This is a genomic window from Paraburkholderia sp. 31.1, assembly GCF_014397645.1.
GTDB lineage: Bacteria > Pseudomonadota > Gammaproteobacteria > Burkholderiales > Burkholderiaceae > Paraburkholderia > Paraburkholderia tuberum.
In genome coordinates this window covers 122,683-143,381 of the sequence record NZ_VZQN01000019.1, presented here as the reverse complement: position 1 = coordinate 143,381, position 20,699 = coordinate 122,683, and the positions used below count along the sequence as shown (strand labels likewise).

Sequence of the window (20,699 nt, the reverse complement as noted above, 5' to 3'; positions counted from 1 at the left end):
CTTTCGACGCCTCGCACGTGACTACGAACGCTTGCCCGAAACACTCGCAGGTCTGCATTTTGTCGTCTTCGCCATGCTTATGCTTGTCCATGCAATCCCAGTACTTCGAAGTTCCTAACACCGTCTAAAGTGCTCACCCGACAGATGCCCACGCTTGCGCGCAGTCTCAACCGTTTCGTTGAAGAGCAATACCAGCACATCGTGCTCAAGCAGTCGGTCGCGGTTCTTGCTGAATGTCGAGTGGTCCCACACCGTCCCATCCATCGGCAAGCCGACGAACCAGCGAAAGAGCATGTTGTACGAAATCTGTTCCATCAACATGCGCTCGCTGCGAATCGAGTACAGCACCTGAAGCAATAACGCTCGCACCAGTTTCTCCGGTGCAATGCTCGGCCGCCCACCTTTCGCATCAGCCTCGTACATCCGGGTAAACACGTCGTCCATGCGTTTGAGCGCGTCGTTGAGCCACGTGCGAATAGGACGCAACGGATGGTCTTTCGGCACAAAGTCATCCAGCTTCAACACCGTGAACATCGATTCCGTAAAACCATCGGCACCGCGCATCCGTTTCATCTCGCTCACATTCATGACACTACCTTCAACGTTTACCCCTTCGTCCCGGATGACGAAGAAACGAGGTATTTCAACAGCCTGCTAAACATTAAACCCGCTGTTGCGCTTCACTCTTGAAACCGCCCCCGGCACCAGCCGCTCTTCGAACTGGATTGTGAAGCGGTTCAGGGCCGCTTTCCAGTCGCGGATAGGCATCGTCCACTTCTTGCTGATGTTGTTCAGCGCCAGGTAGAACAGCTTGGTCACGGCCTCATCGGTCGGAAACGAGCTGCGGGTCTTGATTACTTTGCGCAGACTCATGTTGATCGATTCTATGGCGTTCGTGGTGTCCCCGAAGGGGACTTCCTCCGGGGCGTAAATCACCTTCCTGATCTCCGGTGGGTAATCGAAGAACGGAATCACGCGTGCCCAGTTGCGCCGCCAGCTCTGCCCGATGGAAGGGTAGTCCTTGTCCCACCTGGCCTCGAAGACGCCGAGCATCTGCTCGGCCAGCTCTACGGTCGATGAAGTGTAGATCGTCTTCAGATCGGCGGCGACTTCCTGCTGCATTTTCCACGGCACGAAGTTCAGGCTGTTGCGCACCATATGCACGATGCACAGTTGCACGGCCGCCTTCGGGTAGACCGCTTCAATGGCTTCCGGGAAACCTTTGAGCCCGTCGACGCAGGCGATAAAAATGTCCTGCACGCCGCGCGTCTTCAGCTCAGTGACCACTTGCAGCCAGAACTTTGCACCCTCGGTCTGGGCAATCCACAGTCCCAGAACCTCCTTGTGACCGGTCATGTTCACGCCGATGGCCAGGTACACTGCCTTGGTGCGCACCGCGCCGCTGTCGCGTACCTTGACGTGGATGCAGTCGAGATAGACGATCGGGTAAAGCGCATCGAGCGCACGGCCTTGCCAGACCTTCACCTCCTCGCTGACGGCGTCGGTGACCGCCGAGATGAGCGTGGGCGACACCTCCGTGCCGTACATCTCTTCCAGATGGCCCTGGATCTCGCGCACGCTCAGACCTCGCGCGTACAACGAAATGATCTTATCGTCGAAGCCCGTCCAGCGCGTCTGATGACGCTCCACAAGCTTCGGCTCGAATGCGCCCTGACGGTCGCGCGGAATATTGAGCGGCAACTCGCCAAACTCCCCCTGCAATGTCTTGGCGCTATGCCCATTCCGGGTGTTGCCAGTGGCATTAGTCACCGCTTCGCTCTTGCCATGGCCCAGGTGCTCGGACATCTCCGTCTCAAGCGCTCGCTCCACCAGCATCTTCGTGAGCTGCTTGAGCAACCCGTTCTCGCCTATCAGATCTTCCGGCTTCTGGTAGTTCGCCAGCAGGCTGTCTGCCAGCTTGACGAGTTCAGGATCGGGTTTTTCTCTTTTGTTGCGTTTCGCTACGGTCATCTGTGCTCCTGTTGCTGACAGTTTCCTGCCAAATGACCGTTTACACAAAAATTTTTACACCCTCGAGATCTTCAAAAAATGGCCTTCCACCCGAGGCCACTTATCCACATCCCCCTTGGAAAACTTTTGTAGAAACAGCCGAACACATTGTGGGCGAAACCTTGATAAATGCGCCGCGTTAGCCGGTCGGCTAAAACTTCTCCCTGGCTCCGTTAACCTGTCCGCCCGCGCTCCCAAGGGTTATCGATTCCGCAGCGCGTTGATCCGTAAACGAACTTCCAAGTTATCCACAGCCGAACGCCCCACTTGTTAACTATTACTACGTATACATATACAAAGACTATAAAAACCGGAGAAGCACGCCGAAACACGCGCAACGTATACGCACATAACGACAGCAACATCGCAGGACGCAGAACCAGCGAGCACCAACCCAGCCACCCACACCTCACCCCAACGGCAAACAAATCTCCGTAACCAACTCCGCAGGCGCAGTCTCCTTGGGACTGTTCAAATACTCCTCAAACACCGGCGCATCCGCTGCCTCCCTCCCAGACTGCACGAGCCAGGTCCCATACAACCACTCATAAGCCGCTCGCATATCGCTATACGGCCCCACATGCCGCAACACCGCATATTCCCCACCGCGTATACGCGTGGCAGAAACCGCCCCACCCATCCCAACAGCCGAAGCCACTTCAGCCATCACAGGCCCCGGCAACAACACAGCCGCCTTCGACCGCAACGCCTTCTCCTCGACCACTCCCGGATCATCGAAGTAAACCCCGATCATCCGCATCTGCGCCTCCAGCAGATTATGTTTCGCAAGCCACCCCAACAAAGCATCAAAAGCCTTTCCGATCTGCATATAAGGTCCGACATGATCGACCGACAAAATCTCCATCGGCTCCACATAACGAATCACGACCTCACGAATCATCGTCATCTGATCGTCTCCTGAAAGCGCCGGACGAAACCGGCTATGCGTGCCTTGCCTGCGATACTGCGCCGGCGGCACACCAAACACCGCGCGAAACGTCCGCGAAAAAGACTGCAAACTGCTATACCCCGAACGCTCGGCAATCTGAGCAATCGGCATCGAACTACTCGCAAGAAAACCCGCTGCGCGATGCAACCGTAAACGCCGCACGGTCGTCGCGACCGTCTCGCCATACATCGCCTGATAAATCCGGTGCCAGTGATACGGCGACAGACACGCAATCTCCGCAAGCCGTCCTATATCGAGCGGTTCGTCGAGGTGATCGTAGATATGGTCGAGCACGCGTGCGAGTCGCGTCTCGTATCGAGCCCGTTGGTCTGATTCGTTCATGACTGGACCGCAGAAAATTGGCGCGAGAGGATGCGAACAAAGTATCACGTCAGCGAGTGTCGGCCGTTTACCAAATCCTGCGGATTTCAAGCGGTGCGCACAAAGGGGATTGAGCGCCTGTTGACCGCGCCCCGTGGACGCGAGCAGGAGCGCCAAACACAGCATCGGCAAACAGCCCCAATCTCCGCAACGTGACGCTGCCGCCGTTTGGCGCTATCGTGTAGTGAGCAGCACCAGCACCAGCAGCAAGCAACCTGCAGCATGTAACCGCCGTTCCCATTCCTACCCGCGTTCGCGCGAGGCGATGGAGCCGCAAACATGAGCTACACCGAGTCGATCGGCAGTCGCACGTACCGCTTCGCCGACCTGAAGACCCTGCTCGCGAAAGCGAGCCCGCAACGCTCGGGCGACCAGCTCGCAAGCATCGCGGCAGCGAGCGAAGAAGAGCGGGTCGCCGCCAAAATGGCGCTCGCCGAGGTGCCGCTACGCACGTTCCTGAACGAACCGCTGATCCCCTACGAAACCGACGAAGTCACCCGCCTGATCATCGACGATCACTCGCCAGCAGCCTTCGCCGAAATCTCCCATCTGACAGTAGGCGACTTCCGCAATTGGCTACTCAGCACCACAACCGACACCGACGCACTCACCCGCATCACCGAGGGCCTAACACCAGAAATGGTCGCCGCCGTCTCAAAGCTGATGCGCAACCAGGACCTGATCACCGCCGCCCGTAAACGCCCGGTCATCACCCGCTTTCGCAACACGGTCGGTTTACCGGGCCGCATGTCCGTACGCCTGCAACCGAACCACCCAACCGACGACGTCAAAGGCATCGCCGCCTCGATGCTCGACGGCCTGATGTACGGCTGCGGCGACGCGCTGATCGGCATCAACCCCGCGAGCGACAACCTCGCCGCGATCACGAAGCTGCTGCAGATGATCGACGACTTCCGCCAGCGTTATCAGGTACCGACGCAGTCGTGCGTACTCACGCACGTGACGAGCACGATCGCCGCGATGGAAAAAGGCGCGCCGGTCGATCTCGTATTCCAGTCGATCGCCGGTACCGAAAAAGCGAACGCGAGCTTTGGCATTTCGCTCGCGCTGCTGCAGGAAGCGTACGAGGCGGGGCTGTCGCTACAACGCGGCACCGTCGGCAGCAATCTGATGTACTTCGAAACGGGGCAGGGCAGCGCGTTGTCGGCGGATGCGCATTTCGGCGTTGACCAGCAGACCTGCGAGGCGCGCGCCTATGCGGTCGCGCGCAAGTTCAAGCCGTTTCTGGTGAATACGGTAGTCGGTTTCATCGGCCCTGAGTATTTGTACGATGGCAAGCAGATCACGCGCGCGGGTCTCGAGGATCACTTCTGCGGCAAGCTGCTCGGCGTGCCGATGGGTTGCGACATCTGCTACACGAACCACGCCGAAGCGGACCAGGACGACATGGACAATCTGCTGACGCTGCTCGGCGTAGCGGGCATCAATTTCATCATGGGCGTACCTGGCGCGGACGACGTCATGCTCAACTATCAGAGCACGTCCTTTCACGACGCGCTGTACGTGCGCGACGTGCTCGGTTTGCGCCGGGCGCCGGAATTCGAGGAATGGCTGGAGTCGATGCAGATCATCGACGCACGCGGCGCGTTGATCGGCGCATCGGCGCGGCAACCGCTGCTCGAAGGCGCGCGCGACTGGATGGGGATCGCATGAGCGAGAACGACGCACTCGACAAGGACCCGTGGAGCGCACTGCGTCGGTTTACGCAAGCGCGCATCGCGTTAGGCCGCGCGGGCAACAGCCTGCCGACGGCACCATTGCTCGCGTTCAATCTCGCGCATGCGCAGGCGCGCGACGCCGTGCACCATCCGCTCGACGTGGACCCGCTGCACGCACAGCTGCGCGCGCAAGGTTTCAACACGCTCGACGTGCATAGCGCCGCGCCGGATCGCGAGCATTATTTGAGGCGCCCCGATCTTGGGCGGCGTCTGTCGGAGGAGAGTCGCGCGACGCTTGCCCGACTGCCATCGCAATCAAGCGATGTGCTGTTTATGATCGGCGATGGTCTATCGGCGTTCGCCGCATCGAAGCAGGCTGTACCGTTGCTGCAAGCTATACATCCAAAGCTCGCGGGTTGGACCATCGGTCCCGTAGTGGTCGCGCGTCAGGCGCGCGTCGCACTCGGCGACGAGATCGGCGAATTGCTCGACGCGAAAATCGTTGTGATGCTGATCGGCGAGCGGCCGGGTTTGAGTTCACCGGATAGCCTCGGCATCTACGTCACGTACGCGCCGAAAACGGGGTGCAGCGACGCCCAGCGCAACTGCATTTCCAACGTGCGCCCGCAAGGCCTCGACTATCCGCAGGCCGCGCACAAGCTGCACTATCTGCTCACGCAGGCGAGGAAGCTGAGACTGACAGGGGTGGGCTTGAAAGACGACAGCGATGAGCTGCTAGCCAGCGCTCCGACGCATCCTGCCGTGAACGACGGTTCAGCGTAGGAAGCAACGAGCGTAAACCTCGCACGCCCACTCATTTGCGCAACAACCTCAACCCATTGACCACTACCAGCAAACTCGCACCGACATCTGCGCATACCGCCATCCACATCGTGCCGAAGCCCATCAACGTCAGCACGAGGAACACGCTCTTGATGCCAAGCGCGAGCGTGATGTTCTGCACCAGCACCCCGTAGGTCGCCTTCGACAACCGGATAAACGCCGGAATCTTCCGCAGATCGTCGTCCATCAACGCGACGTCGGCGGTTTCGATCGCGGTGTCGGTACCCATCGCACCCATCGCGAAGCCGATGTCGGCGCGCGCGAGCGCGGGCGCATCGTTGATGCCGTCGCCGACCATGCCGACCGTCGCGCCATCGCTCGACCATTGCGTGAGCGCGTCGAGCTTGTCCTCGGGCAACTGATCGCCGCGCGCTTCATCGACGCCGACCTGCTGCGCGATCGCCGCGGCGGTATGACGGTTGTCGCCGGTCAGCATCGTGGTGCCGACGCCGAGCCGCCGTAATTCGGCGACGGCGGCGCGGCTCGTTTCCTTCACCGTGTCAGCGACCGCAAACAGCGCGAGCACGCGCTGCGCATCGGCGAGCATCACGACGGTTTTGCCGTGCTGTTCGAGCGCATCGAGACGCGCTTCGAGTTGCGGCGAGCAGCGGCCCAACTCTTCGACCAGGCGATGATTGCCGAGCCAGTACGCGATACCGTCGATATCGCCGCGCACGCCGCGTCCAGCGATCGCCTGGTATGCATCGACGTGCAGGTGTTCGACGCCGTCGTCATTGGCGGCAGCAGCGATCGCCATCGAAACAGGGTGGTCGGAGCGGCCCCCGAGGCTTGCCGCAAGCGTGCGGTATCGGAGGGCGCCGGCCTTATCGCCAACCACCTCAAACTCCGTCTGCACTGGCTTCCCGTGCGTAATCGTCCCGGTCTTATCGAGCGCCAACCGGGTCAGCTTGCGACCCTGTTCGAGATAAACGCCACCCTTGATCAGAATCCCCTTGCGCGCCGCGGCCGCGAGCCCGCTGACGATCGTCACCGGCGTCGAAATGACGAGCGCGCACGGACACGCGATCACGAGCAGCACCAGCGCCTTGTACACCCACGCGTGCCACGCTCCACCGAACACGAGTGGTGGGACCAGAGCGACGGCGAGCGCAATCGCGAACACGATCGGCGTATAAACGCGCGCGAATTCATCGACGAAGCGCTGCGTCGGCGCCTTCGTGCCCTGCGCCTCCTCGACCGCGTGGATGATCCGCGCGAGCGTCGTGTTGCCCGCGGCCGCCGTCACTTGATAATCGAACGAGCCCGCCTGGTTGATCGTGCCGGCGAATACGGCGTCGCCGATCGCCTTGTCGACGGGCAGGCTCTCGCCGGTGATCGGCGCCTGATCGACGCACGAGCGGCCCGCGACGATTTCGCCATCGAGCGCGATCCGCTCGCCCGGCTTCACGCGCACGAGCGTCCCGGGCACGATCGCGTCGACGCGGACGGGCTGCCACGCTCCATCGGGCTGCTGCACGCTGGCCTGTTCGGGCGTGAGCCGCAGGAGCCCTTCGATCGCGTTGCGCGCGCGGTCGAGCGAGCGCACCTCGATCAGCTCGGCGATCGTGAAGAGCACCATCACCATTGCGGCTTCGGGCCACTGGCCGAGCAGCGCCGCGCCGGTCACGGCGATGCTCATCAGCGCGTTGATGTTCAAGTTGCCGTTGCGCAGCGCGACCCAGCCCTTGCGATATGTCGTGAAGCCACAGCAGGCAATCGCGACGACCGCCATACCCGCCACCACCCAGGCCGGCGCGCCGAGCCAGCTAGCGGCTTCTGAGGCTCCCGCGACGATGCCGGCGAGGACCAGGGGCCACCACGGCTTGCGCATTGCGTCAGTGGCTGCTTGGGGCACCGCGTTGGCGTTCCCACCCTTTCCGGCGTCGCTTGCCAGTTCGGGCGTGAAGTCGAGCGAGCGCAGGGCGGCGAGGACCGACTCGAGCGCCTCCGGCGCGTGGACGACAGTCAGCACGCGCTGCATCAGGTTGAAGTCCATGCTACGCACGACCGGCATACGGCCGAGTTTCTTGCGGATCAGCGCTTCCTCGGTCGGGCAGTCCATCTGCAGGATGCGGATTGCGGTGCGAAGGTCGTCGTCGACGGCTTCGGACGGAGGCAGGCGCAGCGACGCAGGCGCAAAAGCGCTAGCGGCGCAGCAAGCGACAGCAGCGTGATCATCGGCGTGGCCGTGATCATGGCCGCGCCGCGCATCAACGTCGCCGCAACCCCCGTGCATACAGGCCTCGTCCAGTTCCGGACGATCGGTGGCAATACGGCTGCTGTCAGGCATTGGTGGCTTCCTCGCGCGATTTGTGGTCTAGTAAACACCCTGAAGCCACTACAAGGTCAAGGCCGCGTGGAGGAAGGGTCCATGAAAATCGGCGAACTGGCGAAAATCGCCCATTGCACGACGGAAACCATCCGTTTCTACGAGAAAGAGCGCCTGCTGCCCGAGGCGGAGCGCACCGAAGCCAATTACCGCAGTTACACGGCAAAGCATGTCGAGCGCCTGCGCTTCATCCGCAATTGCCGCGCGCTCGACATGACTCACGACGAAATCCGCGCATTGCTGCGTCTGACCGACGCGCCGGCGAACGGCTGCGGCGGCATGCATACGCTGGTCGACGAGCACATCGCGCACGTCGACACGCGTATCGAAGAACTGCAGCAGCTGAAGGCGCAACTGACGACGCTGCGCGACCAATGCCACGGCGAGCATCCGGTCGAAGACTGCGGCATCGTGCACGGCCTGACCGACATGGATGTGGCCGTGCCGCGTCCGCGGCATACGCATCTCGGCTGACGCCATGCTTGCCGTCGAGCGCTATCGCGTCGCGACGCAGCGCCGGCGCGGCAACCCCATACACGGCAAGGCCGCATGTGCGACCTTGCCGATCGATCATCGAATCCAGTTGGAGAATCAACGTGTTCACCTGTAGAAACCAGTCCTGCGGCGCGCAGTGGGAGCAATCCGACGTCGTCATCAAGAACGAAGGCCAGGGGCTGCTGTTCCGCTGCCCGCTGTGCGGCGCGCGCAATTACGTCGAGCGTTTCGACGGCGACAACGGCGCGGTGCTGTACGAGCAGTTGCCGGGCCGCCCCGATCAGGGCCCGATGGCCGAGTAATCGCGATTCCTACAGACGATCCTATGAACAGTCCCACCCCCGCCGGCGCCGCATTCAGCGAGTTGCCGCTACCGCCCGCCACGCTCGCGAACCTGACGCAGCTCGGCTACGTCGAGATGACGCCGATCCAGGCCGCGAGCCTGCCGATCGCGCTCGCCGGTCAAGATCTGATCGCGCAGGCGAAAACCGGCAGCGGCAAGACCGCGGCGTTTTCGCTGGCGCTGCTCGCGCGCCTCGACGTACGCAAATTCGGCACGCAGGCAATGGTGCTGTGCCCGACGCGCGAACTCGCCGATCAGGTCACGCAGGAAATCCGCCGTCTCGCGCGCGCGGAAGAAAACATCAAGGTGCTGACCTTGTGCGGCGGCACACCGATGCGTCCGCAGACGGCGAGCCTCGAACATGGCGCGCACGTCGTGGTCGGCACGCCGGGCCGCATCATGGATCACCTCGAACGCGGCAGCCTCGATCTGCAATCGCTGAACACGCTCGTGCTCGACGAAGCCGACCGCATGCTCGACATGGGTTTCTTCGACGACATCGCGAAGGTCGCCAGGCAATGCCCGAAAGAGCGCCAAACGCTGCTGTTTTCGGCGACGTACCCCGAGGGCATCGCGAAGCTGAGCCAGCAATTCCTGCGAAACCCGACGGAAGTCAAACTTGCCGAGCGGCACGACGACAGCAAGATCCGTCAGCGCTTCTACGAAGTGAGCGAAGACGAGCGTCTGCACGCGGTCGGTCTGCTGTTGAATCACTATCGTCCGGTCAGCACGATCGCGTTCTGCAACACGAAGCAGCAGTGCCGCGATCTGCTCGACGTGCTGCGCGCGCAGGGCATCCATGCGCTTGCGCTGCACGGCGAACTCGATCAGCGCGAGCGCGATCAGGTGCTGATCCAGTTCGCGAACCGCAGCTGCTCGGTGCTCGTCGCGACCGACGTCGCCGCGCGCGGCCTCGACATCGCGCAACTCGAAGCGGTGATCAACGTCGACGTGACGCCGGACCCGGAAGTGCACACGCATCGCATCGGCCGCACGGGCCGCGCCGATCAGGAAGGCTGGGCGCTGAGTCTCGCGAGCATGGACGAGATGGGGCGCGTCGGTGGGATCGAGCAGGCGCACAAGCGCGACGTCGAATGGCACAAGCTGGCCGAACTGAAGGCGGGCAACAATGAACCGCTGCTGCCGCCGATGGAAACGCTGCAGATCCTCGGCGGCCGCAAGGACAAGATCCGTCCCGGCGACGTGCTCGGCGCGCTGACCGGCGACGCCGGCTTCGCGGGCTCGCAGATCGGCAAGATCAACGTGACCGACATGTCGACCTATGTCGCGGTGGAGCGCAGCATCGCGCGCGAGGCGGTGCGCCGGCTCAGCGCGGGCAAGCTGAAGGGGCGCAAGGTCAAGGTTCGTTTGATGGACGAAACCTGATTCACCCGAAGCTCCGGCTTTCCTTGAAAGTCCAATAACTCGAAAACGGCCGCGTCAGCGGCCGTTTTCGCGACCGGGCCGCTCAGCATCACATTCCTTCATACCTACGCAGTTACCCACATTCCCCGAAATCCGCACCGCGTCCCCGCAAACCATGAACCCGCCGGCTTAGGCCTGCGTCGAGCGGCTTCGCGCGAGCCATGAACAAAACGCATGCCGCGCATGACAAAGTTTCGATTGTGAGCGTTCTTTGGCTGATGCCTAATCACCCCACCGGAAGGAACGCCCCGCCGCCGCCATTCGTGCGGCCGCCGGCGGGTGTAGATAGGGAGAAAGTCTTATGCAGAGCGCCATGCAAGCCCGCTCGAAACTGCCGGACGTCGGCACCACCATTTTTACCGTGATCGGCCAACTGGCCGCGCAACACGATGCGTTGAACCTGTCGCAGGGCGCGCCGAATTTCGCGCCGGACCCGAAGCTCGTCGACGGCGTCGCGCAGGCGATGCGCGCCGGCCACAACCAGTACGCGCCGATGGCCGGCATCGGCGCGCTGCGCGAAGCGCTGGCCGACAAGGTCGAAACGCTGTACGGCGTGCGCTACGACCCCGCCAGCGAGGTGACCGTGCTCGCGAGCGCGAGCGAAGGTCTTTATTCGACGATCAGCGCGCTCGTGCATCCGGGCGACGAAGTGATCTACTTCGAGCCGTCGTTCGACAGCTACGGTCCGATCGTGCGCCTGCAGGGCGCGAAGCCGGTCGCGATCAAGCTGTCGCTCGATCACTTCCGCGTGAACTGGGATGAAGTCGCTGCCGCGATCACGCCGAAGACGCGCATGATCATCGTCAACACACCGCACAATCCGACCGCGACGATTTTTAGCGACGCCGATATCGAGCGGCTGAAGGCGCTCACGCGCAACACCGACATCGTGATTCTGTCCGACGAGGTCTACGAACACGTCGTGTTCGACGGCGCGAAGCATCAGAGCATGGCGCGCCATCAGGAACTCGCCGAGCGCAGCGTGATCGTGTCGTCGTTCGGCAAGTCGTACCACGTGACCGGCTGGCGCGTCGGCTACTGCCTCGCGCCCGCCGCGCTGATGGACGAGATCCGCAAGGTCCATCAGTTCATGGTGTTCTCCGCCGATACGCCGATGCAACACGCGTTCGTCGACGCGCTCGCCGATCGCGACAGCTACCTCGACCTGTCCGACTTCTATCAGAAGAAACGCGATCTGCTCGCGCATGCGCTGCGCGAATCGCGCTTCGAGCTGTTGCCGAGCGAAGGCAGTTTCTTTATGCTCGCCCGGTTCCGCGGCTTCTCCGATGAAAGCGACAGCGATTTCGTGCTGCGCCTGATCCGCGATGCGCGTGTCGCGACGATTCCGTTGTCGGCGTTCTACACCGACGGCACCGATTCGGGGCTGATTCGCCTGAGTTTCTCGAAGGACGACGCGACGCTGCTCGAAGGCGCGCGGCGTTTGTGTGAAATCTGAGCGCGCGAGAGCACACTCGAAGTATCGAAGTCGTCAAAGTATTCGAAGAATGAAGGGAGATGTCATGAAGTTGCTCAAGTGCTTGTTGGCGCTGGCCTGTGCCGGCGCGTCGCTCGCAACATCGTTGGCCGCAAGCGCCGCCGATACCGCGACGCTGCGTTTCGGCCTCGAAGCGCAGTACCCGCCGTTCGAGTCGAAAGGACCGAACGGCGAACTGCAAGGGCTCGATATCGACGTGGGCAACGCGGTCTGCGCGGCCGCGCACATGAAGTGCAAGTGGGTCGAAACCTCGTTCGACGGCCTGATTCCGGCGCTGCAAGGCCGCAAGTTCGACGCGATCAATTCAGCGATGAACGCGACCGAGCAGCGCCGCCAGGCGATCGATTTCACGACCGTCGTCTATCGCGTGCCGTCGCAGCTGATCGCGCGCAGCGACAGCGGTTTGCAGCCGACGCCTGAGTCGCTGAAGGGCAAGCGCATCGGCGTACTGCAAGGCTCGATTCAGGAGACCTTCGCTAAGGTGCATTGGGAACCGGCCGGCGTGATCGTGCTGCCGTATCAGGATCAGAACCAGGTCTATGCCGATTTGACCGCTGGCCGTCTCGACGGCACGCTCGTGCTCGCGCCGGCCGGACAAACGGGCTTTCTGTCGAAGCCCGAAGGTAAGGGCTACGCATTCGTCGGTCAGCCTGTGCGTGACGACAAGATTCTCGGCAGCGGCATCGCATACGGCATTCGCAAGGGTGATACCGCGCTGCGCGATCAGTTGAACGCCGCGATCGCGAAGGTGCAAGCCGACGGCACGGTGAAGACGCTCGCCGCGAAATATCTCGGCAATATCGACGTCAGCGCGAAGTAATCGCGTCGCGTCCGGCCGGCGGCGCCGTTTGCGAGCGGCGCCGCGCGTTCGCTTGTTGGCCATGCGTTTGACGGCTACGATACGTAGGCTTCGCGAACTCGGAGACAACGGCGAAGTCGGCGGATCAACCGGAGAGCGCGCATGAGCGAGACGATCGAAGCGGCAAGCGCTGCGAACACCGCACGCGCAAAAGGCGCAGACGCGCCGCGCTTCTGGCGCAGCGCGGCGCTGCCGTTCATCGAGGCGCGTTCCATCGACGATGGCCGCAAGGTCTGCTACGCCAAACATTCGCACGAAACGTTTTCGATCGGCGCGGTGACGGGAGGCCGCAGCGTGTATCTGAACCGCCACGCGCGGGAATGGGTCGGCGCGGGCGCCGTCGTGATGATGAACCCCGACGATGTGCACGCGTGCAACCCGGTTGCCGGCGAGCGGTGGTCGTATCGGATGCTGCACGTCGACGTTGCGTGGTTCACGAAACTGCAGCACGAGCTGGGCTTCAACGAGAACCATGCGTTCCGCGCGTTTTCGCAGATCATGACGCTCGACGCCGCGCTGTTCGACGGCCTGAACCGGCTGTGCGCGATTCTCGCCGGTAACGACGACGACAACGACACCCTGCGCAAGGAAAGCGCGACCATCACCTTCTTCTCCCGCGTGCAGCAAACGCTCAATCCGGCGAGCCTGCCCGAGCGTGCCGTGAGCGGCCAACTCGCGCGTGCCGCGGAGTACATCGCCGAAAACTGCACGCGCGCGCTGAAACTCGACGATGTGTGCGACGCCGCCGGGCTGTCCGCGTCGCACCTGATACGCGCGTTCAAGCTGCGCTACGGCATGACGCCCCACGCGTATCTGATCAACCGACGCATCCAGTACAGTCGCGGGCAACTGCGGCGCGGGGCACTGATCGCCGATGTCGCGCTCGATGCCGGCTTCGCCGATCAGGCGCATTTGCAGCGCACCTTCAAGCGGCTGGTGGCGGCGACGCCGGGCCAATATCGCAGCGGAGCGTGACGCGGCATCAAGCCGCCTCGGGAAGCAGGCGCGGCTCGCGTCACTCGACGAGCAGATACATCGCACTGAGCGCGAGCAGCGCCGCCATCACGCGATTGAACACCCGGACCCGCTTCGCTTCACGCAGATGCCTGCGCAAAAACGTGCCGGCATACGCCCAGCTCGCGATCGATAGATAGCAGATCACGAAGTACAGCGCCGTGAATTGCCAGACGAGCCCGCCGTCGCCGCCTGCCGCATACGCGCTCATGCCGGCCAGCGACGCGAGCCACGCCTTTGGATTGAGCCATTGCATGGCCGCGCCGTGCGCGAACGACGGCCCGCGCGCCGGCTTGTCCGCGCCGAGCTGGCCGTCATCGATGGTGAGCTTGTAGGCCATGTAGAGCAGAAAGCCCACGCCCGCCCATTTGACGATCTCGATCAGATTGGGAAAGCGCGCGAGCAATTCGTGCAGGCCGAGGCCGATCAACAGAAGCAGCAACGTGAAACCGACCGTCGCGCCAGTGACGTGCCGCAGACTCGCGGCGAGCCCGTGCTGCGCGCCGGCGCTCAGCGCGACGACGTTGACCGGGCCGGGAGAAATGGAACTGGCGAGCGCGAACGCGGCCATCGAGAGTAATGCGGTCATCGGATGCCTCGAAACGTGAGTGTGCGAATGGATTGCGACGCTCAACGGTAACGAGGCGGCGAGGGCATGTATTGAAGGAAATTGCCCAATCGATAAGAAGCTAAAACCGCTGCGGCTTCAACGGTTCACAAAAACATTAGGCGATGACGCGATGATTCGATAACAAACACGCGTTTGAATTTAAAAAAGAAATACGCGCAAACGTTACCGAGGAAAAACAATTTTTGAATTATCAGGTAAATTCTATTTATCGAAACTTATGATATGCCCCTATGCAGCGGGCGATTATTCGGCCCGATAAACAGTCCGAAGCCTCGAAAATGCGTGATTCCACTTGCGTATGGATTCGCTATCTGCTGGTGCTCTGTCTCAACAAACCGGAAGCGTAGTGAGCACTTCGACAAACGGACTCCCGCCGTTGGAAACGCAGAGCACATGATCCACAAAAGAAAGGCCCGGTTTCACGTCCTGATCGCATGGGCGCGCAGATGGCGGATGCCACGCGATGGTGTCATCTACGCGGGATGCGGCGTGGTGCTCGCAATGCTCGCGCTGTGCGGCTACGCGCTGTATCAGAGCCGCGAGGATGCGATTGCGCGCGCACTCGATTCGACGCGCGATGTCGCGACGATCACCGAGCGCGACATCGCGCGCAATTTCGAGCTGTACGCGCTGTCGCTGCAGGCCGTCGCCGATGGCCTCGGGCGTCCGGGCGTGCTCGATTCGCCGCGTTTGCGGCGCGAGATCCTGTTCGATCGCGCGGCGACCGGGCAATACGTCGGCGCGATGGTGGTGATCGACGCACTGGGCAACGTCGTGATCGATTCGGATAGCGACGTGCCGCGCGGGGGAAACCTCTCGGACCGTCCGTACTTCACGATTCATCGTGAAGATCCGGATCTCGGGCTCGATGTCAGCGCGCCGTACAACTCGAGACTCAGATCCGGTTCGCGCAGCATCGCGCTGAGCCGGCGACTGTCCCGGCCTGACGGATCGTTTGCGGGAATCGTCGCGCTCGGTATCGATCAGGAGTATTTCACGAGCCTGTTCGCGGATCTGCGGATCGGGCAGCATGGCTCGGTGTCGATCGTCAGAACGGACGGCACGATCATCGTGCGACGGCCCGACGATCGACACGTGACGGGCAGCGATATCAGCAAGACGGCGTTCTTCCAGCACCTGCTCGCGAAAGACGAGGGCAGCTTTATCGCGTCTTCGCCGCTCGACGGCGCCGAGAGGCTTTACTCGTTCAGACGGATTCCGCAATTGCCGCTGATCGTGCTGGTCGCCGCGGCGACCGACGATATCTATGCGGGCTGGTGGGGGCGCGCGCTGACGATCGGTTCGCTGATGCTGATCTTCGGGATCGGCGTGATCGTGTTGGCGGCGTGGCTCGGCGCCGAGTTGCGGCGGCGACAGCGGGTGGAGCACGAGCTCGAACGGCTTGCCGGCACGGACGGACTCACCGGCCTGCCCAATCGCCGCGCGCTGTGCGAAACGCTCGAGCGCGAATGGCTGCGCGCGCGCCGCACGGGCAGCGTGTTGTCGCTACTGTTCGTCGATATCGATCACTTCAAAGCCTATAACGATACGTATGGTCATCAGGCCGGCGACGTCGCGCTGACCGCGGTCGCGCGCTGCATCCGCAGGGTGATCCAGCGGCCGGGCGATTGCGTCGGTCGATACGGCGGCGAGGAGTTCGTCGTGGTGCTGCCGGATACCGACGCCGCCGGTGCCGGGGTGGTCGGCGAGAACATCCGCGTGGCGATCGGCGAGTTGGGCATCGCGCACCAGGGCGGCGAGTTCGGTCGCGTGACGGTCAGCATCGGCGCGACCACGTCGCGCTCGGATCGGGTGACGGATGTCAGCGTCGTCGTTCGGGCTGCCGATGAGGCGTTGTATACGGCAAAGGCCCGTGGCAGGAATAGGGTCGCGCAAATGGGAGTTGGGTGACCGGTCGCTCCTGATTTTTCTGCGCCGGAAATGAAGAAGGGTTGCGACGCTTTCGCGTGCAACCCTTTCTGATTTCCGCGACGTGCTACCTCGCGCCGGTTGTCGATGCCTGGATTAGAACGAGCCAGCGATAACGCGCACCAGCCCACTGCGCAGCGGCGGCGCTGCTTCAGCGAACTCGAGATTCACCTTGTTGGCGACGCTCAAGATGCGGGTCTGATACGTACGATAGTTCGTATCTTCGCTGTAGGTCACGGTTGTGCCGCCACTGTTGCCTTGGTGCAGGTTGTGTGTGGAGTTTTCGTGGCTCGCTACGCCACTGTGCTGGCGCTCCTTGATTTGCACGTCGGTAATGGCGGTGTAGTACACGTCTTTAACTGCAGCGTTGGCGACCAGTTCGATCAGGCCGCCCGCGAGGGCCGCGCCAGCGATCGGCGCGGCATGCGTGCTACCAAACGATGCCGCGGCGGCCGCGCCAAGAAAGGCACCGCCAAGAGGGGCGCCATATCCGCCGAATGCTTCCTGGGCCGCCGACGGAGCGACCTTGCCTACCTGCAGGATGTTTGCCTGAAGAATATATTGCGCATGGTCCGGGTCTCCGACAATGCGGTATCCCTTGCCCGAGACGGCCGCTTTCACGTCAGCCGCGATGTCGAAATCAGGCTTGTCGGAGGTATTGCGGATCTGCACGAAAACAGTCTTTTTCGAATCGGCGACCGGGTCGAGGAAGATCGTGTCCGACATCTTTGTCTGGACATCCAGGTCGTGCTTGCTGATCGCAACCTGGGTCGCCGCACAGCCGGTCAGCAAGCTGGTGGTGCCGGCCGTAGCCAGAAGAACTGCTGTAAGTGCAAGTTTGTTCAATTTCATAACTTCCCCTTGTTTCTGCAGCAGATCACTACGGTCCCCTGCTGCACGCTGGCCAATCATTTGAATTAATTTCTTCGCAGATACCCGTCCTTGCATGCTTATGAGGAAAGGAAGGGCATGTGGAATGTCGGCTGCTAGCTTGGGAATCTTTAGGGTTAGAAGCGAAATTATGCTAATTGGGTAATGGCATGGCCATTACGCGGGAGCGGGTGTTGGGGGTATGGTGATAGGGCTGCCAGCTTGCGCAATCTCGCAGTAGTTTGCGAATGGGCGTGCCGCAGCCGCGTTGTCCCATTTGCCTGCACAGGCGACAGAACGCAAAAAGCCCGGTTGCAGCTTAGTCTCTAGTTCCAAGTGCAACACCTTCAATGAGGTAGGGTGTTGCGATGAAGAAGAACTACAAGCATCTGAGTGCGGAAGAACGCGCGGCGATCATGATCGAACATCGGAAAGGTGGCTACGGCCTCGGTTGAATGCTTACAGTGGTCAGGCGTTTGCTGCATTCGAGACTGTTCAGGAAGCGGTCAGGGAGGAAGCGGACAAAATCGTTCGTGGTTATCTGATGCAGCAGATGACCGAATATCGTCATCAAAGCAATGCGGCGGAAGCTCAGAAAATCCTCCTGACGGCGAATGGCCTTAATCCACGTGTTCCCCGGACGCTGGCTGGCATCAGCTCCGCAAGGTTGAGCACCCCGGCAAAGGAGCAGGCGGAGGCCGCCGAGGCATTCATGCGCGAACGATTCCTAGAGCCGAACGGGTTCGTGCTGTGGGTTCATTCCATGATTGCGGACCTCATATGGGACAAGGAGCGTACCGAGCAGTTTGAATCGGCGATGCAGGACCTGGGCTCGATGCTCGGATTCGGGTCACAAAGGCCAGACAAGCAGTACAAGGACGGTGGACCGGACAACCTGTGGGCGCTCGCGAGCTGCAATTCCTTGTCATCGAGTGCAAAAGCGGCGTGGACAACGACGGCACCCCGATTTCGAAGGACCACTGCAATCAATTACTCGGCGCAAAGTCATGGTTCGATCTCGCATACGACACGACGTGTACAGCGACACCCGTGCTGGTCCATCCGCAATCGAGATTCCAGGCCGAGGCGTCGCCGTCTGCCGATGTGCGAGTGCTGACGACGAAAGGGCTGAGTGATTTGCGGGACGCCTTGCGCGGATATGTGAAGGCTGTCGGAGAGCAAGCTCGATTTCCAACAGTCGTCGAAATTCAGGCGCTGCTTCAACAGTTCAAACTGTCGAGGACGCAGTTCGTTGCCGGTTTCACGGAAAAGCCCAGACTGACGCCCAAATAAACGTCGTTTTCGTCAGCATGTCATTTAATACGTCCTGACCTTCGAGGCTGGCCCTGACGGACAAGTGCCCTCGTGGCCGAGACCGGTCGGAGCGGCGCGTTCCTTGGTAGGCACCACTTGCTGCGCGATGACTTCCGGTTTTTTTTCCTCATTTGTGGCAGAATAACCGGAAGTCAACTTTGGGACGCACCCATGCTCGCGACGGTCATTTTCCATGAGCCAGCCGATGTCGATGTGCGCCTTGCGTTATTGCAGCTCGACCGGCAGGTGCTGATCGATGCACTGATGCAGGCGAACATGTACCGGGTGCGCCTCACATCCCACCATCCCAATTTGTATCGGCACGCAGCGTTGACCTGCGAGACAGTTGCTGCGCTGCGGGACTTTCTGGTGCCACGCGGGTGGGTAAAGCAGGATGAAGGAAACTACGAACTGGTGGTCAATCCTGACCTGAATCTGGCAATCGCAGTCGCGTCCGGGGATTTCGGGACGGGGAACAAGGACCGTACGCCGTCCAACAAGAGTGAGAAAGGGCCGCGCACCGTTAAAGCCGTCGATGACAACAGGACGGCTGACCTGTTTCCTGAAACCTTGCCCCCTGTTGAGGACGAGGCGCGCACTATCGATACGTGGATACTTTTACACCGGCTCGAAGGCGACGAGATTCGCCTCGAGCTTTCGCGACCGAATGGCTACGATTCGACCGAGCGGTTCGTAACCTCATGGTCTGAGCGTATCCTGCTCGGACCGATCGAGCTTGACGGTGATTCCACGCCGCTTCCTATCCAGCAACTTCCCGACGTCGATTTTGTCGTTAGCCGTAAATCTGCCTGAGTGATTGATGTTTAATGCAAAGCGTTTCTCGCTGGCAAGGCGTCGACGAGGCATGACGAAACGCGAGATAGCTGAACGCATCGGTGTCAGCGAGCGTTCCGTGTCTGCCTATGAAAAGGGCGATCAGGAGCCTGAGCCGTCCAACGTGCAGCGAATTGCGACGGCGCTGGGATTTCCCGAAGCGTTTTTTTTCGAGGGTGACCCGGAAGAATTGACCGAAGGCGTAGCAAGCTTTCGCTCGATGTCCAAGATGAGTGCACGGCAGAGAGACAGTGCACTCGGCTCGGGAGCAATCGGTCTGCTACTAAACGAATGGCTGGAGAAGAACTTCAATCTGCCGGAGCCTGACCTGCCGGATCTGGGGCGTGAGTCTGGGGCGTTGACTGACCCCGCACCCCGTGAAGACTTTGAAGAGAAGATTCCTTTTCCCTCCAGGTCTACCGCATATGGTCCAGAGGCGGCGGCTGAAGCGTTCCGCTCCCACTGGGGGCTCGGTGAACTTCCGGTCAAGAACATGATTGCCCTTTTGGAGTCAAAAGGCGTGCGCGTCTTTTCCCTTGCGATTGACGCGAAGGAGGTGGACGCCTTCTCCATGTGGCATGGTGGCAAGCCTTTCATGTTCCTGAATACGTACAAATCAGCGGAACATTGCCGGTTCGATGCAGCACATGAGCTTGGACATCTGGTTTTGCACCGGCACGGACAAACGCAGGGGCCCGAACTCGAGCGCGAGGCTAATGCGTTCGCGTCTGCGTTCCTGATGCCTCGCAAGAGTGTGCTTGCCAACGCACCTCGTGTCGCTACGTTGCCCGGGCTGGTGCGCGCGAAGCGCTACTGGAAGGTGTCTGTCGCCGCTTTGAATTATCGATTGCATGCGCTGGGCATGACAAGCGACTGGATTTACCGCACGCTGTGCATACAACTGGCGGAAGCCGGTTATCGCACAAACGAACCCGAGGGCGCTTCGCATGAGAAATCGCTCGCACTCGAAAAGGTTTTCAAGGCGCTTCGAGACGAGGGAATATCGAAATCGGATGTGGCGAATGCGCTTTCAATTCCTCCGCAAGAGATTGATGCGCTCACATTCAACCTTATGCTGAACGTGCTCAGTGGTGGTGACAAGGGAAGCGGTCCTGATAGAGGAAAAGGACGAGGCGCTGTTCGCCTAATCCATTCTTCGCACCGTCGCGATTAGCATTGGCGCAATGCCTGTCTCGCAGTATGTCGGACACAGGATCGTAGGCGTGAGAACAAGTTGGTCGAAACTCGTATCTCTCGGGTTGGAGATCTGCCTCCGTCGCGCAGCCGCGTCGAATATGT

At 61.3% G+C, this 20,699-nt stretch carries 17 protein-coding genes and 2 pseudogenes; 13 read left to right on the top strand and 6 right to left on the bottom strand.

What is annotated here, in order from left to right; all coding sequences use genetic code 11:
- Positions 1 to 118 (top strand): annotated as a pseudogene (locus F6X37_RS16995) (IS5/IS1182 family transposase); the annotation flags it as partial.
- A gap of 8 nt (positions 119 to 126) precedes the next feature.
- On the opposite strand, the pseudogene F6X37_RS16990 reads toward F6X37_RS16995, so the two are convergent.
- The 3 genes and pseudogenes from F6X37_RS16990 to F6X37_RS16980 all read right to left on the bottom strand — a co-directional run.
- Positions 127 to 564, bottom strand: a pseudogene (locus tag F6X37_RS16990) (transposase); the annotation flags it as partial.
- Positions 565 to 654: 90 nt separating this feature from the next.
- The gene (locus F6X37_RS16985; RefSeq protein ID WP_187612129.1) at positions 655 to 1,971 is read right to left on the bottom strand and encodes an IS256 family transposase; all 1,317 of its coding nucleotides are present in this window, start codon (positions 1,969 to 1,971) and stop codon (positions 655 to 657) included.
- A 448-nt stretch (positions 1,972 to 2,419) separates the two neighbouring features.
- Positions 2,420 to 3,301 (bottom strand): GyrI-like domain-containing protein, encoded by an 882-nt coding sequence (locus F6X37_RS16980; protein WP_187612128.1) that lies wholly within the window; start codon positions 3,299 to 3,301, stop codon positions 2,420 to 2,422.
- A 318-nt stretch (positions 3,302 to 3,619) separates the two neighbouring features.
- Here F6X37_RS16980 and F6X37_RS16975 point away from each other — a divergent pair, with 318 nt between their 5' ends.
- Both F6X37_RS16975 and eutC read left to right on the top strand, forming a co-directional pair.
- Complete coding sequence (locus tag F6X37_RS16975) at positions 3,620 to 5,014, top strand: ethanolamine ammonia-lyase subunit EutB (RefSeq protein WP_090802277.1); 1,395 nt, start codon at positions 3,620 to 3,622, stop codon at positions 5,012 to 5,014.
- The gene (gene eutC / locus F6X37_RS16970; protein WP_187612127.1) at positions 5,011 to 5,802 is read left to right on the top strand and encodes an ethanolamine ammonia-lyase subunit EutC; all 792 of its coding nucleotides are present in this window, start codon (positions 5,011 to 5,013) and stop codon (positions 5,800 to 5,802) included. Before F6X37_RS16975 ends, eutC begins: the two co-directional genes overlap by 4 nt.
- 31 nt (positions 5,803 to 5,833) lie before the next feature.
- Here the strand turns inward: eutC and F6X37_RS16965 are convergent, their stop codons facing one another.
- Positions 5,834 to 8,152 (bottom strand): heavy metal translocating P-type ATPase, encoded by a 2,319-nt coding sequence (locus F6X37_RS16965; RefSeq protein ID WP_187612126.1) that lies wholly within the window; start codon positions 8,150 to 8,152, stop codon positions 5,834 to 5,836.
- Positions 8,153 to 8,233: 81 nt separating this feature from the next.
- On the opposite strand from F6X37_RS16965, the gene cadR reads away from it, so the two are divergent.
- The 6 genes from cadR to F6X37_RS16935 all read left to right on the top strand — a co-directional run bounded on the left by cadR (position 8,234) and on the right by F6X37_RS16935 (position 13,783).
- Positions 8,234 to 8,665, top strand: a complete 432-nt coding sequence (cadR, locus tag F6X37_RS16960) for a Cd(II)/Pb(II)-responsive transcriptional regulator (protein ID WP_090802273.1) — start codon at positions 8,234 to 8,236, stop codon at positions 8,663 to 8,665.
- Between the two features lie 122 nt (positions 8,666 to 8,787).
- Positions 8,788 to 8,988, top strand: a complete 201-nt coding sequence (locus tag F6X37_RS36935; RefSeq protein WP_090802271.1) for a hypothetical protein — start codon at positions 8,788 to 8,790, stop codon at positions 8,986 to 8,988.
- Positions 8,989 to 9,011: 23 nt separating this feature from the next.
- Positions 9,012 to 10,415: an ATP-dependent RNA helicase DbpA gene (gene dbpA / locus F6X37_RS16950; protein WP_187612125.1), complete on the top strand. Its 1,404-nt coding sequence runs from the start codon at positions 9,012 to 9,014 to the stop codon at positions 10,413 to 10,415.
- Positions 10,416 to 10,755: 340 nt separating this feature from the next.
- Entirely contained in the window at positions 10,756 to 11,910 is a 1,155-nt protein-coding gene (locus F6X37_RS16945) for a pyridoxal phosphate-dependent aminotransferase (RefSeq protein ID WP_187612124.1), read from the top strand.
- Between the two features lie 64 nt (positions 11,911 to 11,974).
- Positions 11,975 to 12,769 carry an ABC transporter substrate-binding protein gene (locus tag F6X37_RS16940; RefSeq protein ID WP_187612123.1) on the top strand — a complete coding sequence of 265 codons (795 nt, stop codon included), beginning with the start codon at positions 11,975 to 11,977 and terminating at the stop codon, positions 12,767 to 12,769.
- Between the two features lie 141 nt (positions 12,770 to 12,910).
- On the top strand, positions 12,911 to 13,783 hold the full coding sequence (locus F6X37_RS16935; protein WP_187612122.1) for an AraC family transcriptional regulator: 873 nt from the start codon (positions 12,911 to 12,913) through the stop codon (positions 13,781 to 13,783).
- Between the two features lie 40 nt (positions 13,784 to 13,823).
- Here the strand turns inward: F6X37_RS16935 and F6X37_RS16930 are convergent, their stop codons facing one another.
- Positions 13,824 to 14,411 (bottom strand): LysE family translocator, encoded by a 588-nt coding sequence (locus F6X37_RS16930; protein ID WP_184060918.1) that lies wholly within the window; start codon positions 14,409 to 14,411, stop codon positions 13,824 to 13,826.
- Positions 14,412 to 14,846: 435 nt separating this feature from the next.
- Between F6X37_RS16930 and F6X37_RS16925 the strand changes: the two genes are divergently transcribed.
- Positions 14,847 to 16,364 (top strand): sensor domain-containing diguanylate cyclase, encoded by a 1,518-nt coding sequence (locus F6X37_RS16925; protein WP_187612121.1) that lies wholly within the window; start codon positions 14,847 to 14,849, stop codon positions 16,362 to 16,364.
- Positions 16,365 to 16,478: 114 nt separating this feature from the next.
- Here F6X37_RS16925 and F6X37_RS16920 read toward each other — a convergent pair whose 3' ends face one another.
- Positions 16,479 to 17,234 carry a complement resistance protein TraT gene (locus tag F6X37_RS16920; RefSeq protein WP_184040829.1) on the bottom strand — a complete coding sequence of 252 codons (756 nt, stop codon included), beginning with the start codon at positions 17,232 to 17,234 and terminating at the stop codon, positions 16,479 to 16,481.
- Positions 17,235 to 17,703: 469 nt separating this feature from the next.
- Here F6X37_RS16920 and F6X37_RS16915 point away from each other — a divergent pair, with 469 nt between their 5' ends.
- The 3 genes from F6X37_RS16915 (at position 17,704) to F6X37_RS16905 (ending at position 20,574) form a co-directional block, all read left to right on the top strand.
- Positions 17,704 to 18,369, top strand: coding sequence for a hypothetical protein (locus tag F6X37_RS16915; protein WP_187612120.1), 666 nt, complete (start codon positions 17,704 to 17,706; stop codon positions 18,367 to 18,369).
- Positions 18,370 to 18,737: 368 nt separating this feature from the next.
- Positions 18,738 to 19,379 carry a hypothetical protein gene (locus F6X37_RS16910; protein WP_187612119.1) on the top strand — a complete coding sequence of 214 codons (642 nt, stop codon included), beginning with the start codon at positions 18,738 to 18,740 and terminating at the stop codon, positions 19,377 to 19,379.
- A gap of 7 nt (positions 19,380 to 19,386) precedes the next feature.
- Positions 19,387 to 20,574, top strand: a complete 1,188-nt coding sequence (locus F6X37_RS16905) for a helix-turn-helix domain-containing protein (protein ID WP_187612118.1) — start codon at positions 19,387 to 19,389, stop codon at positions 20,572 to 20,574.
- The last annotated feature ends 125 nt before the right edge of the window (positions 20,575 to 20,699 follow it).

Bases quoted from the DNA above. Each gene is read 5' to 3' on its own strand.
- F6X37_RS16910 (WP_187612119.1), top strand. From the start codon at position 18,738: ATGCTCGCGACGGTCATTTTCCATGAGCCAGCCGATGTCGATGTGCGC.
- cadR (WP_090802273.1), top strand. From the start codon at position 8,234: ATGAAAATCGGCGAACTGGCGAAAATCGCCCATTGCACGACGGAAACC.
- F6X37_RS16980 (WP_187612128.1), bottom strand. From the start codon at position 3,301: ATGAACGAATCAGACCAACGGGCTCGATACGAGACGCGACTCGCACGC.
- F6X37_RS16985 (WP_187612129.1), bottom strand. From the start codon at position 1,971: ATGACCGTAGCGAAACGCAACAAAAGAGAAAAACCCGATCCTGAACTC.
- eutC (WP_187612127.1), top strand. From the start codon at position 5,011: ATGAGCGAGAACGACGCACTCGACAAGGACCCGTGGAGCGCACTGCGT.
- F6X37_RS16935 (WP_187612122.1), top strand. From the start codon at position 12,911: ATGAGCGAGACGATCGAAGCGGCAAGCGCTGCGAACACCGCACGCGCA.
- F6X37_RS16925 (WP_187612121.1), top strand. From the start codon at position 14,847: ATGATCCACAAAAGAAAGGCCCGGTTTCACGTCCTGATCGCATGGGCG.
- dbpA (WP_187612125.1), top strand. From the start codon at position 9,012: ATGAACAGTCCCACCCCCGCCGGCGCCGCATTCAGCGAGTTGCCGCTA.
- F6X37_RS16965 (WP_187612126.1), bottom strand. From the start codon at position 8,152: ATGCCTGACAGCAGCCGTATTGCCACCGATCGTCCGGAACTGGACGAG.
- F6X37_RS16940 (WP_187612123.1), top strand. From the start codon at position 11,975: ATGAAGTTGCTCAAGTGCTTGTTGGCGCTGGCCTGTGCCGGCGCGTCG.
- F6X37_RS16920 (WP_184040829.1), bottom strand. From the start codon at position 17,234: ATGAAATTGAACAAACTTGCACTTACAGCAGTTCTTCTGGCTACGGCC.
- F6X37_RS16975 (WP_090802277.1), top strand. From the start codon at position 3,620: ATGAGCTACACCGAGTCGATCGGCAGTCGCACGTACCGCTTCGCCGAC.
- F6X37_RS16945 (WP_187612124.1), top strand. From the start codon at position 10,756: ATGCAGAGCGCCATGCAAGCCCGCTCGAAACTGCCGGACGTCGGCACC.
- F6X37_RS16930 (WP_184060918.1), bottom strand. From the start codon at position 14,411: ATGACCGCATTACTCTCGATGGCCGCGTTCGCGCTCGCCAGTTCCATT.
- F6X37_RS16905 (WP_187612118.1), top strand. From the start codon at position 19,387: ATGTTTAATGCAAAGCGTTTCTCGCTGGCAAGGCGTCGACGAGGCATG.